The following is a 13,349-nucleotide window of genomic DNA, read 5'->3' on the forward strand; positions in this document are numbered from 1 at the left end:
GGACAACCGCGCGGAGCGCGGTTTCGGGGTCCGGGGCATCAGCCCCAGGAATCGGCGAAGGGGCGGGACCGGGGCAAACCCCCCTACGCCTCGAACGGCCGCGCAGGCCAAGGAGCGTCGGCCGCCCGCAGCGCCTCGATCCCGTCCCCGGCCCGAGCGGCGGAAAGCGCCAGCACGCCCACGGCGAGACACGTGTTGTGCAGCTCACCGGAGAGCACCCCGCGCACCAGGTCCGCGAGCGGCACCCGCGCCACCTCCATGTCCGCCTCCTCCTCGGACACCTCGAACCGCTCCCCTCCACGTCGGACAGGTCCCGGGCGAGGTAGATCCGCAGGGCCTCGTCGCAGCCGCCGGGCGAGGTGAAGACGTCGGTGAGCACCCGCCAGTCCTCGGCCTTGACGTGCGCCTCCTCGTAGAGCTCCCGGTGGGCGGCGGTCAGCGGGTTCTCACCGGGGACGTCCAGCAGCCCGGCCGGGAGCTCCCAGAGCCGGTGCCGCACCGGGTGCCGGTACTGGTTGATCACCAGTACGCGGTCCTGCTCGTCGAGGGCGAGGATGGCGACGGATCCCGGGTGCACCTGGTAGTCGCGGCTGACGCTGGTGCCGTCCGGCATCACGACGACGTCCGTGCGTGCGCTGGTCTTGGCGCCGACGAACGGCGTCTCCGTGGCGGTGATCCGCCATTCCTCGGCAGTGTCCTTGATGCGCGGCATCCGCGTCCTCCAGTTCCGACGACAAAAAAACCGGGGCGAGACCCTCCGGAAAGGAGGGGCTCACCCCGGTCAACCGTACAGATCAGCCCTGCTGACGCCGAACGGCGGCCTTCACCAGACCGGCGAACAGCGGGTGCGGCCGGGTCGGCCGGGAGCGCAGCTCGGGGTGGGCCTGGGTGGCGACGAGGTACGGGTGCGTCTCGCGCGGGTACTCGACGTACTCGACCAGCTTGTTGTCCGGGGAGGTGCCGGAGAAGACGATGCCCGCCTTCTTCTCCAGCTCGCCGCGGTACGCGTTGTTGACCTCGTACCGGTGGCGGTGGCGCTCCTCGACGTACGGCTGGTCGTCGTAGACCTCGCGGACGATGGAGCCCTCGGCCAGCTTGGCCGGGTACATGCCCAGGCGCATCGTTCCGCCCAGGTCGCCCTCGCCGGCGACGATGTCCATCTGCTCGGCCATGGTGGAGATCACCGGGTGGGCGGTGGCCGGCTCGAACTCGGTCGAGTTGGCGTCCGTGATGCCGGCCAGGTTGCGCGCGGCCTCGATGACCACGCACTGCAGACCGAGGCAGAGGCCCAGCAGCGGGACCTTGTTCTCACGGGCGTAGGTGATGGCGCCGACCTTGCCGTTGACGCCGCGCTCGCCGAAACCGCCCGGGATGCAGATCGCGTCCACGTCGGAGAGCTGCTTCTTGGCACCCGCGGGGGTGACGCAGTCGTCCGACGTCACCCATTTGATCTTCACCCGCGCACGGTTGGCGAAGCCACCCGCTCGGATGGCTTCCGTGACCGAGAGGTAGGCGTCCGGCAGGTCGATGTACTTGCCGACGAGCGCGACGGTGACCTCGTGGTCCGGCTGGTGGACGCGGTCCAGCAGGTCGTCCCACTGCGCCCAGTCCACGTCGCGGAACGGCAGGTCGAGCTTGCGGACGACGTAGGCGTCCAGGCCCTCGGCGTGCAGCACCTTCGGGATGTCGTAGATCGACTTGGCGTCGATGGCGGCGACCACCGCGTCCTCGTCGACGTCGCACATCAGCGAGATCTTGCGCTTGATGGCGGTCGGCACCTCGCGGTCGGCGCGCAGCACGATCGCGTCGGGCTGGATGCCGATGTTGCGCAGCGCGGCCACCGAGTGCTGGGTGGGCTTGGTCTTCAGCTCGCCGGAGGGGCCGATGTAGGGCAGCAGCGAGATGTGCACGACGAAGACGTTGTCGCGGCCGACCTCGTGGCGGACCTGGCGGACGGTCTCCAGGAACGGCAGCGACTCGATGTCGCCGACCGTGCCGCCGACCTCGGTGATGACGACGTCGACGTCCTCGGTCGCCATCCGCCGGATGCGGTGCTTGATCTCGTTGGTGATGTGCGGGATGACCTGCACGGTGTCGCCCAGGTACTCGCCGCGCCGCTCCTTGGCGATCACGGAGGAGTACACCTGGCCGGTGGTGACGTTGGCCGAGCCGTCGAGGTCGACGTCGAGGAAGCGCTCGTAGTGGCCGATGTCCAGGTCGGTCTCGGCACCGTCGTTGGTGACGAACACCTCGCCGTGCTGGAACGGGTTCATCGTGCCCGGGTCGACGTTCAGGTACGGGTCGAGCTTCTGCATCGTCACGCGCAGACCCCGGGCCTTGAGCAGCGCACCCAGGCTGGAGGCGGTCAGCCCCTTGCCGAGCGAGGAGGCGACACCCCCGGTGACGAAGAGGTGCTTGGTCGTCGTGGGCTTAGCGGCAATGGCCAAAGGGGGTCTCCCGTGGTCGCGAGGTGGAGGTGCGTACCGGCGCTCACCCGGCGTCTTTGCGGGGGTGCCGTCGCTGCGGTCGAGGGGTCTTGCGCCCACCGGTCCACGGGGTACCAGGGTATCAGCGCCCCGGGGCGGGCGCCGCCGGTGACGCGGCGCGACGGGCTCGCGGACCGTGCGTCACGGCCTCGCGGCCCGTGTGTCCCGGGCCACCCATTCGGCACAGATTCCCCGGCCAACCGTCGCGCGTCGCCCAACTCGGCGTCGTATCCTGCACGGACACACGGAGCGAGCCGGCCGGCACGGCACCCCTGAGCCCCAGCCACCGCTGGGAGGTGTGCACCCACCCCTTCCGGAACATGAGCTCGTCGAAGATCGCTTGACCGCCAGAGGCCCCCTTGGGGTCACGATGCCGTTCGACTGGAGATGACGTGGCCGGGCGTATCGAGGATTACGCACTCATCGGCGACATGCAGACCGCCGCCCTGGTCTGCAGGGACGGCACGGCCGACTGGCTGTGCCTCCCACGGTTCGATTCCCACGCGGCGTTCGCCGGGCTGCTGGGAACAGAGGAGCACGGCTACTGGCGGATCGGCCCGGCGCACCCCTCGGGGGCCGCGCCACCGCGGGCCGACCGCCGCCGCTACCGGGGCGACTCACTGGTCCTGGAATCCGAGTGGGACACCGCCCGCGGGACCGTCCGGATCATCGACTTCATGCCCCCGCGCGACGGGGCACCGCAGTTGATCAGGATCGTCGAGGGCGTCAGCGGCCGGGTGCCGATGCGCTCCGCCCTGCGGATGCGGTTCTCCTACGGGCGGGTGGTGCCCTGGGTCCACAAGGTCGGCGACCGCACGGTGGCCGTCGCCGGGCCCGACTCCGTCTGGCTGGACACCACCGCCGACACCTTCGGCAAGGACCTCACCACCTACTCCGACTTCACCGTCTCCCCCGGTGAGCGGGTGGCGTTCACCATCAGCTGGCAGCCCTCGCACAGCGGCCCGCCGGCGCTGCCCGACCCGGACGGCTCGCTGGAGGCCACCGAGGAGTTCTGGCGGGAGTGGGTCGAGCACTGTACGTACCACGGCCCTTACCGGGACGCCGTCGTCCGCTCGCTGATCACGCTCAAGGCGCTGACCTACGCGCCCACCGGCGGCATCGTCGCCGCCCCCACCACGTCCCTGCCGGAGGAGATCGGCGGCGTCCGCAACTGGGACTACCGCTTCACCTGGCTGCGGGACGCCGCGATCACCCTGTCGTCGCTGCTGCGCACTGGTTACCGCGAAGAAGCCCGCGCCTGGCGCGAGTGGCTGCTGCGTGCCGTCGCCGGCGACCCCGAGAACCTCCAGATCATGTACGGCATCGCGGGCGAGCGGGAGCTGAGCGAGGCGGAGCTGACCTGGCTGCCGGGGTACGAGAACTCGCGGCCGGTCCGGGTGGGCAACGGCGCGGCCGGCCAGCTCCAGCTGGACGTCTACGGCGAGGTCACCGAGGCGCTGCACCTGGCGCACATGACGGGCCTGGCCCGCAACGACTACGCCTCCCTCCTCCAGTTGCGGCTGATCGGCTACCTGGAGGACCACTGGAACGAGCCCGACGAGGGCATCTGGGAGGTCCGCGGCCCGCGCCGGCACTTCGTCCACTCCAAGGTGATGGCCTGGGTGGCGGTGGACCGCACCATCAAGCTCATCGAGTCCGGTGACGTGGACGGCCCGCTGGAGCGCTGGCGCGAGCTGCGCGACGACATCCACCGGGACGTGTGCGAGAAGGGCTACGACAAGGAACGGAACACGTTCACGCAGTCCTACGGCTCCAAGGAGCTGGACGCCTCGCTGCTGCTCATCCCGCAGATGGGCTTCCTGCCGCCGGACGACAAGCGCGTCATCGGCACCATCGAGGCGATCCAGCGCGAGCTGTCCACCTCCGACGGCTTCGTGCTGCGCTACCCGACGGCCGGCGAGGACGCGGGCGTGGACGGCCTGGAGGGCGACGAAGGGGCCTTCCTGGCCTGCTCGTTCTGGCTCGCCGACGACCTCGCGATGATCGGCCGGGTGGACGAGGCCCGGCAGCTCTTCGAGAAGCTGCTGGCCCTCCGCAACGACCTGGGCCTGCTCGCGGAGGAGTGGGACCCGCACCTGAAGCGGCAGGTCGGCAACTTCCCGCAGGCGTTCAGCCACGTCCCGCTGATCGACACCGCGCTGCGGCTGACGGCGTCGAGCGCCTTCGGCGGCTGACGCCGGACGGACGGGCGGGCCGGACGGCCCGCCCGCGCCCCCCGGGCCCGGGGCTCAGTACTTCTTCACTCCCACGTGGTCCACGATCAGCCGCCGCTTGTCGTGGTCGAACGCGAAGTGGATCCGACCGACCTCGTTGTGTGACGTGGCGTCGCGCACCTTCACGTGCGGCAGGCCGTCGCGCCGGTCGTCGCCGTCGAAGGAGAAGTAGCGCAGCTTCCGGTCCTTCTTGATGGTGAGGTCGCTCGTCGCCACCGTCAGCCCGTGCTGCTCCTTGAACCACTGCGTGATGCGCGGCTTCTTGTCGCTCGGCTGGTCGTAGAGGTCCACCGCGGCCTTGGCGAGGGTGACCAACTGCGCGGTCATCTCGTCCGGATGCGGATAGCCGGACGCCCGCCAGGACCGTTCCGCCCCGGCCGTGAACACGATCCGGTGGTCCGCCGCCTCCTCCAGGGCCCGGTAGGTGGCCCCGGGTTCGGCGGGGTCCAGCTCGGGCACCTCCTCCCAGGGGTCCGCGGGCTCCCCGGCCTTGGGGTCGTCGCGTTTCACCTCCCGCACGTAGAGGTCCCTCCAGTACTCGGCCTCCCGGCGGGCGGCGTCGGCGTCCCCGGCGGCCTCCAGCCGGGTGGTGAGCGTCTGCGCCTCGCCCTCCCAGAAGGCGACGTCCGCTTCCAGGCGGGCCACCCGCTCCTCGTAGACGTCCAGTTGACGGGCGACGTCGCCCGTCGCCCGGGCCGCCGCGAGGCGTTCGGCGGCCCGCCGGGCGGCGCTTCCCCGGGCGGCCCGGCGCGCGGCCTCCCAGCCGCGGTCCGATCCCCGGGCGACGACGGCGAGTTCGTCGAGGGTGCGCATCCAGCGGAAGCGGGTGGCGGGGTCGGCGACCTCGGCGCGCGCGTACGCGGGGTGGGTCAGCGCCGGCAGCGGCCAGACCAGCCGGGCGCCGCCGTCCGGGACGGCGGCCTCCGGCAGCAGCCGGCGCAGCTCCCGGGCCGTGCCGTAGTTGAGGGTGACGACCTGGGCGAGACCGATCAGCTCCCCGGCCGCCTGCCGGGCAGCCGTCCAGGCGGCGTCCTCCCGGGGGTGCACCAGCAGGATGGGCAGCCGGTTGCCGCCGGCCAGCGACTCGGTGAGCACGGCGGTCTGCGCCGTCTCCCGGATCCGCTCGTACCGCCCGGTCACCCGCTGCCCGAGGACGTGCAGCCGGAGCCCCTCGTCGGCGGCGACCGTCCGCAGCAGCCCGGGCCGGCGCAGCAGCGGGTCCTGCACCGGCGCGATCCACCCTCCGTCGACCTCCCGGCCCATCACCACCCGCAGTCCCACCCGTCCCGCGACGGACGACACGGTGATCCGCGTGACGAACCGGCCGACGTCCCCGTCGAGCGGCTGCGTGACGGTGACCCGCACGGCCGTCACGTCCGGTGGCCCCTCGACGGCCCACTCGACCGTCCGCCCGCCGTGCAACGGCCGCGGCCCGCCGGTGGCCACCAACTCGCCCGCCCCCGGCCCGTCCCCCGCGGGCCCGCACAGCCAGGCACCCACGTGCTCGCGCACCAGCGGGAAGGGGTCCGCGCCGGGCAGGGCACTGACTTCGGCGTCGAAAACGTAGAGCGGCTGCATCGTCATCCCCCGAGGTCCAGAATCGACCGGCCGTCGCCGGATCCGGGTCACACTGCCTATCACGCCCCCGACGGGATCGCGCCGACTATGCGGCAACTCCCGCGGGGGTGGGGCCTCTTCTGGTACAGGGGGTGACCGCGCGGCCTGATGTGCCGGCTGTCCGGGGCTGTGCCTGCCGCGCCCTGCGGCGCGCACGGACGGAAACCGGCCGCCGCCCTCCCGCCGGAGCGACGCGGCGTGCCGTCCCGCCGGCCCCTCGCCACCTCCCGGTCACCGGCCCCCGTCCCGTAGGTTCACGTCATGCACGACCAGCCGCCGATACGCGGGGGAATCCCCCGGAGCACCGTGACCGTCGCCCGCGCCCTGGAGTTGCCGGCCCTGCGCCGGGGGCTGCCCGAGGTGCTGGCCGGCGCCGACCGCCTCGATCGTCCGGTGCGCTGGGTGCACGCCGGCGAGGCGCCGCACATCGCGGCGCTCCTCAAGGGCGGCGAGCTGCTGCTGACCACCGGCCTGGGCCTGGGCGCCCGCCCGGCCGAGCAGCGCGCCTTCGTCCGCACCCTGGTGGAACGGGACATCGCCGCCCTGGTGGTGGAGCTCGGCGCGCGCCTGCCCGCGCTGCCCGCCGCCGTCGTGGACGCGGCCCGCGCGGCCGGGCTCCCGCTCGTCCAGCTGCACCGGGAGGTCCCGTTCGTCGCGGTCACCGAGGAACTCCACACCGAGCTGGTCAACGCGCACTACGCGCTGCTCCGGCGCGCGGACGGCGTCCACCGGCGGTGCACGGAGGCGCTGCTGGACGGCGGCGGGGCGCCCGAAGTGCTGCGGCTGCTGGCCGAGTTCACCGCCAACCCGGTCTTCCTGGAGGCGGCCGACGGGCGGCTCCTCTACGCGGCCGGCCCCGACCCCGCGCCGCCGGGCGCCGCCGACCCGCTCCAGGTGTGGGACGGGCTCCGCCGCACCGGCCTGGCCGGACGGGTCGCCGTGGACGTGCCCGGGCAGGCCCCGGGCGGCCCGCGGGCCCGGCTGACCGTCCTGCCCGTACACGCCCCGCTGGCGCCGGTGCACCACGTCGCCGCCGACCGGACGGCGGGCCTGCTGGCCGTCGTCCTCCTCCAGGCCCGCCAGGAGGAGGAACTGGCGGCCCGGGGACGCGGCGACTTCCTCACCGACCTCGCCGAGGGCCGGCTCGACCCGGCCGACGCCCCCGCCCTGGCCCGCGTCCTCGGCTTCCGCCTCGGCCCGGGCCCGCTGCTGCCGGTCGTCCTCGACGCCCCGGCGGGACCCGGCCGGGACGCCGGCCCGGCGGCGCTGACCTGCGCGGTACAGGAGGAACTGGCCGCGGTGGGAGTGCCGGTGCTGCTGGGCGTCCGGCTGCCCGAGGGCCGCATCCCGCTGCTCGCCGGCCTCCGGGACGCGGCCGACCGCCCGGCGGTCGCCGACCGGCTCGCCACCGCCCTGCGCGCCGGGGCGCGGCGGGTCCGCTCCCGGCCGCCGGTGGTCGTGGTGGGCGCGCCGGCCGACTGGACCACCGCGGGCGCCGCCCTCCGGCACGCCGCCGAGGCGGCGACGGCCGCGGCCGGCCTGCCCGACCGCCCCTGGCACGACGCCCGCGCCCTCGACGTCGACCTGCTGCTGTCCCGCCTGCGCGGCCACGACGACCTGGCGGCCTTCGTCGGCCGCGTCCTCGGCCCCCTCCTCACCCACGACGCCACCGCCCGCACCCCGCTGCTCCCCACCCTGGAGACCTACCTCCGCCACGCGGGCCGCAAGGCGGAGACGGCGCGGGAGCTGCATGTCAACCGGCAGACGTTGTACGACCGGCTGGCGCGGATCGGATCGTTGCTCGGGACGGACCCGGACGATCCGGACAGCCGGCTGGCGCTGGGGGTGGCGCTGCGGGGGCGGCGGCTGGTGGGGTGAGGTGTGCCCCGGTCCCGCCCTTTCACCGTTTCTCGCAGAGGCTGCGCCCCCGCACCCCCGAAGCGCCCTTCGGGCGCTGTCCTCAAACGCCGGACGGGCTGACTTTCAGCCCGTCCGGCGTTTGAGGACAACCGCGCGGAGCGCGGTTTCGGGGTCTGGGGCGGAGCCCCAGGAAACGGTGAAAGGGCGGGACTGGGGCACCCTCACCCCCACAACTCGTCGTACACGCTCAGCACATGAGCGACCGCATCATCCTCCGAAGGCCACCCCGCCCCCAACCGCCGCCCCGCGGCGACAAGCTCAGCCCGCCGCCGCGAATCGCCAAGCACCCGCGAAACGGCAAGCGCCAACGCCTCCCCGTCCCCATAAGGCACAAGCTCCGCCGCGTCCCCGACAAGATCGGGCACCCCACCCACCGCCGTGGCCACCAACGGCACCCCCGCCCGGAAAGCCTCCTGCGCCAGCAGCGCCCGCCCCTCCCACCGGCTCGGCAGGATCGCCAGGTCCGCCGCCGCCACCAGCTGCGGCACATCGTCCCGCCGCCCGACGAGCCGCACGGGCAGCCCCTCGTCCTCGATCCGCCGCTGGAGCGACGGCCGCTCGGGCCCCTCGCCGGCGACGACGAGCAGGGGCTCGGGGTCGAGCCGCCGCCAGGAGCGGGCGGCGTCGAGCAGCGGGCCGTACCCCTGGTCGGGTTCGAGCCGGCCGACGGCGAGGAGCAACGGCTGCCCGAGGACGCCGAGTTCGGCGAGGACCTTGTCCCGGGGAACGTCACCCTCCGACGACTCCGCGACAGCGACAGTGGCGGCGGGAGCCCCCGGCCCGGGGAACCCCACGGGCGTCAGCCGCGCGTCCCGCGCCCCGCGCGCCCGCGCCTGGTCCACGAGATCCGGCGTGGCGCCGAGCACGACCGCGGCGGCCCGTACGGCCCGCCGTTCCATGAGCCGTACGACGTGGGCCCGGGCGCCCGCCGCGCGGACGCGCCGGTGCCAGGTGACCACCAGCGGTGTCGGGCGCCCGTGCAGGGCGAGCGCGGCGAGCACGCCCCAGCGCAGGCCGTGCGCGTGGACGACGTCCGCGTCGGCGGCCGCCGCCCGGATCCCGGCGACGAGGAGCGCGTCGGTCCCGGCCGGCAGCGGCGCGAACGAGGCGCCGGCCCCGGTGAATCCGTACTGTTCCTCCGCTCCTCCGGCCGCGCACACCGTCACCCGCAGTCCCCGCGCGACGAGGCCGGCGGCCAGCGACCGCACGTGGGCGCCGCTGCCCGCGCTGCCGCCGCCCAGCACCTGGACGGCGTGCAGGGGCGGCCGGCCGTGGGACGTGCCGGATGAACTGCTCACGCGGGAATGACTCCTGGATCGGCGGGACCGGCGGATCGGCGGATCGGCGACGGGCGGAAGGAGACGGAGAGGAGGCGGCGGGAGTGGCGACGGCGCGCCGACGGGGCGGTGCCGCTGCCCAGGATGCCAGCCGGCACCGCCGTCCGGGCACCACCGCTCCGCGCCCGGCCCGCCCTGTCTCGCCCGGGCGACTCCGGATTCACCCGGTTTGGGGATTAGGAGCCGTTGGCCCGAAGGTCGCCCGACACCACCGAAAGCACCGGCCTGTTACGCGGTGCCCGTTTTCATCCCCCTCACCGCCCGGCCCGCGCCGCCTCCAGCAACTCCTCGGCGTGCGCGCGGGCGAGCCGCGAGTCCTCCTGTCCGGCGAGCATCCGGGAGAGTTCGCGGATCCGGTCCTCGCCCTCCATGGCCTGCACGCCGCTGCGGGTCACCGACCCGTCGTGGGTCTTCTCGACCACCAGGTGCCGGTCGGCGAACGCGGCCACCTGCGGGAGGTGGGTGACGACGACGACCTGCGCGGTCCGCGCGAGCCGGGCCAGGCGGCGGCCGACCTCGACGGCGGCCCGGCCGCCGATGCCCGCGTCGACCTCGTCGAAGAGGTAGGTGGGCACCGGGTCGGAGCCCGCGAACACGACCTCCACCGCGAGCATGACGCGGGACAGCTCACCGCCCGACGCGCCCTTGGCGATGGGCCGCGGATGGGCGCCGGGGTGCGGGGCGAGCAGCAGCTCGACGTCGTCGGCGCCGTGCGGCCCGTAGGCGACGGCCCGCCCGCCGACCTCGATGCCGGACGCCGCGTCGGCGACCTCGTTCTGCCGGACGGCGAACGAGACGCGCGCGTGCGGCATCGCGAGCTGCGCCAGCTCCTCCGTCACGGCCTCCGCGAATCGTTCCGCCGCCTCGGTGCGCGCGTCGGTCAGCTGCCGGGCGAGGGCGCCCAGTTCGTCCCGCAGGGCGTCGTGTTCGGCGGCGAGTTCCGCGATGCGGTCGTCGTCGCCCTCCAGCTCGCCCAGGCGCGCGGCGCTCCGCTCGGCCCAGGCGAGGACGGCGGCGGCATCCTCCCCGTACTTGCGCGTCAGGTGCCCGAGGGCGGCCCGCCGTTCCTCGACGGCGGCCAGCCGCCGCGGGTCGGCGTCGAGGTCGGAGGCGTATCCGGCGAGCTCGCCGGCCACGTCGCGGAGCAGGATGCCGAGCTCGCCCGCCCGGTCGGCGAGGGCCGCGAGCGCCGGGTCGTGGGCGCGGACGGCCTCCAGGGCCCGGTGGGCGCCGGCGACGAGCGAGGCGGCGTCCACGCCCTCCGGGTCCTCGGGGTCCCCGGCCAGGGCGGCGTGCGCGGCGGTGGCGGCGGAGGCGAGGGACTCGGCGTGGCCCAGCCGCTCGGCCTCGGCGGCGAGTTCGGCGTCCTCGCCGGCCACCGGCGCGACGGCGGCGATCTCGTCGAGGCCGAAGCGCAGCAGGTCCGCCTCCTGGGCGCGCTCGCGGGCCCGGGTGGTCAGCTCGTCGAGTTCGGCGGCGACGGCGCGCAGCCGCCGGTAGGCGTCGGTGTACTTGGCGAGCGGCGCGGCCACCGCGTCCCCCGCGTACCGGTCGAGCGCGGCGCGCTGCCGGGCCGGGCGGAGCAGCCCCTGCTGGTCGGTCTGGCCGTGCACGGCGACGAGGTCGTCGGCGAGCTCGCCGAGCAGCCCGACGGGCACGCCGCGCCCGCCGACGTGGGCCCGGGAGCGCCCCTCGGCGGACAGCGTCCGGCTGACGAGCAGCGCCCCGTCGTCGAGCTCGGCCCCCGCCTCCTCGGCCCGCAGGGCGGCGGGCGACGCCCGGTCGACGGCGATCCGCCCCTCGACCACCGCCGCCTTCGCCCCGACGCGCACCAGCGCCGGGTCGGCCCGGCCGCCGAGCAGCAGCCCGAGGCTGGTCACGACCATGGTCTTGCCGGCACCGGTCTCACCGGTCACCGCCGTGAAACCTGGTGACAGCTCGACCACCGCGTCGTCAATGACGCCCAAGGACCGGATCCGCATCTCCTCCAACACGGATACGACCATACGAGGTTCCGGGGCCCCCTCGCGACGGCCGCCCCCGCGGGCCGTGTCGGGAAGGGCCGGGGGACGGGCCGGGGGCGGGCCCGAGGAGGGGAGTCAGCGGCCGGGGGGCGCCCCGGAGACGGCCGGAGGCCCCCGACGAGGACGTCCGGGAGGCCGCCCCGGGAACAACCCGGGAGCACCCCGAGCCCGGCCTGGGGACAGCCCCACCACCGCTCCGGGTGACCGCCGTATGGTCCGCCCCGCCCCGCCCCGACAGGCTGGAGGCATGAGCGAACGCCCGCGCCCCCGCGCCCGTACCCGCCGCACCGCCGCCGTCCTCCTCACGGCGGCCGTCGCCCTGACCACCGCCGCGGCCGGGATCGCGCCGGCTTCGGGCCGGGCCGCCGCCACCACCCGGCCGGACGGCGTGTGGCGCACGGACGGCTACGGCACCCTGGTCTCCGTCGAGGACGGCGGCCGCCGCCTCCGGACGTACGACACCACGGCGGTGAGCTGCCTGCCCGGCCTGACGGAGGCGACGGGCAAGGGCGACGGCTCCGGCCGGTTCACGGACCCGGACGGCGCGATCCTGACGATCACCCCCGACGGCCCCGGCCGCGCCCGGATGACCAACGCCGAGGACGTCGGCCACCGCACCCTGCGCCGCGTCGGCGCACTGCCCGCCGGCTGCACGGCGCGGCCGAAGCCGGGCGAGCGCCCGGACCCGCGCCGGGTCTTCGACGTCTTCTGGCACACGTACGCCGAGAACTACCCCTTCTTCGAGGCCCACGGCATCGACTGGAAGGCGGTACGCGACCGCTTCCGCCCCCGGATCACGTCCGACACCTCCGACGACGAGCTGTTCGCCGTCCTCCGGCGGATGATCGAGCCGCTGTACGACGGCCACACGTTCATCAAGGCGTCCCAGGACCGGCGCTTCGCCGGCCACCGGGCGGATACCGTGACGCCGACGAAGGAGTCGATCGCCCGGACGGACCGGGCCGTCGCGGAGGCCGTCGGCGTCCCGCTGCGCACCTGGGCGCAGGGCGCGATCTCGTACGCCGGCCTCCCCGACGGCACGGGCTACCTGCGGATCACCCGCTTCAACCGGTACGCCGCGAAGGGCGGCCCGGAGGCGGACGTCGCCGAGCTGGACCGGGCCCTGGACGACGTCCTCGCCCGCACCCCGCGCGGCCTGATCATTGACCTCCGCTTCAACGGCGGCGGTTCGGACCGGCTCGGCATCCACATCGCCGAACGCCTCACCGACCGCCCTTACACGGCCTACCTGAAGCACGCCCGCAACGACCCGGAGGATCCCCGGAAGTTCACCCCGCCCGTCCCCGTAAGGGTCACTCCTTCCGCGTCCCCCCGCTACACCGGCCCCCTGGCCGTTCTCACCGGCCGCCTCACCATCAGCGCGGGCGAGACCTTCACCCAGGCCCTGATGGGCCGCTCCCCCGCCCCCGTCCGCATCGGCGAGAACACCCAGGGCCTGTTCTCCGACGTCCTGGAACGCAGCCTCCCGAACGGCTGGACGTTCGGGCTCCCCAACGAGGAGTTCATGCGTCCGGGTGACGGGCGGACGTACGACGTGACGGGCATCCCGCCGGCGATCCGCACGCCGGTCTTCACGGAGGAGGAGTTCGCGGCACACCGCGACTCGGCGCTGACGAGGGCGCGACGGCTGCTGGCGCCTTCCAGCCCGTCCGGCGTCTGAGGACAAGGGGGCGTGGGGGCGCAGCCCCCGGGAAACGGAGAAGGGGCGGG

The 13,349-nt window shown here is 74.6% G+C and carries 7 protein-coding genes and 1 pseudogene; 3 read left to right on the forward strand and 5 right to left on the reverse strand.

Going from position 1 to position 13,349, the window contains the following annotated elements:
- Positions 1 to 83: 83 nt before the first annotated feature.
- Both ACQEVS_RS06940 and ACQEVS_RS06945 read right to left on the reverse strand, forming a co-directional pair.
- Positions 84 to 712 (reverse strand): annotated as a pseudogene (locus ACQEVS_RS06940) (NUDIX domain-containing protein).
- A gap of 82 nt (positions 713 to 794) precedes the next feature.
- Positions 795 to 2,447: a CTP synthase gene (locus ACQEVS_RS06945; RefSeq protein WP_433016654.1), complete on the reverse strand. Its 1,653-nt coding sequence runs from the start codon at positions 2,445 to 2,447 to the stop codon at positions 795 to 797.
- Between the two features lie 431 nt (positions 2,448 to 2,878).
- Here ACQEVS_RS06945 and ACQEVS_RS06950 point away from each other — a divergent pair, with 431 nt between their 5' ends.
- Positions 2,879 to 4,681: a glycoside hydrolase family 15 protein gene (locus ACQEVS_RS06950; protein WP_433016657.1), complete on the forward strand. Its 1,803-nt coding sequence runs from the start codon at positions 2,879 to 2,881 to the stop codon at positions 4,679 to 4,681.
- 54 nt (positions 4,682 to 4,735) lie between these two features.
- On the opposite strand, the gene ACQEVS_RS06955 is transcribed toward ACQEVS_RS06950, so the two are convergent.
- A complete protein-coding gene (locus tag ACQEVS_RS06955) occupies positions 4,736 to 6,304 on the reverse strand; it encodes a hypothetical protein (protein WP_433016660.1) in 1,569 nt (522 codons plus the stop codon).
- A gap of 294 nt (positions 6,305 to 6,598) precedes the next feature.
- On the opposite strand from ACQEVS_RS06955, the gene ACQEVS_RS06960 reads away from it, so the two are divergent.
- Complete coding sequence (locus ACQEVS_RS06960) at positions 6,599 to 8,215, forward strand: PucR family transcriptional regulator (RefSeq protein ID WP_433016663.1); 1,617 nt, start codon at positions 6,599 to 6,601, stop codon at positions 8,213 to 8,215.
- 203 nt (positions 8,216 to 8,418) lie between these two features.
- On the opposite strand, the gene ACQEVS_RS06965 is transcribed toward ACQEVS_RS06960, so the two are convergent.
- Entirely contained in the window at positions 8,419 to 9,555 is a 1,137-nt protein-coding gene (locus tag ACQEVS_RS06965; RefSeq protein ID WP_433016666.1) for a glycosyltransferase family 4 protein, read from the reverse strand.
- A 293-nt stretch (positions 9,556 to 9,848) separates the two neighbouring features.
- Positions 9,849 to 11,600, reverse strand: a complete 1,752-nt coding sequence (gene recN / locus ACQEVS_RS06970) for a DNA repair protein RecN (protein WP_433016669.1) — start codon at positions 11,598 to 11,600, stop codon at positions 9,849 to 9,851.
- Between the two features lie 265 nt (positions 11,601 to 11,865).
- Here recN and ACQEVS_RS06975 point away from each other — a divergent pair, with 265 nt between their 5' ends.
- Positions 11,866 to 13,299 carry a S41 family peptidase gene (locus tag ACQEVS_RS06975; protein ID WP_433016672.1) on the forward strand — a complete coding sequence of 478 codons (1,434 nt, stop codon included), beginning with the start codon at positions 11,866 to 11,868 and terminating at the stop codon, positions 13,297 to 13,299.
- Positions 13,300 to 13,349: the final 50 nt, after the last annotated feature.

Source organism: Streptomyces sp. CA-181903 (genome assembly GCF_050937075.1).
Classification (GTDB): Bacteria; Actinomycetota; Actinomycetes; order Streptomycetales; family Streptomycetaceae; genus Streptomyces.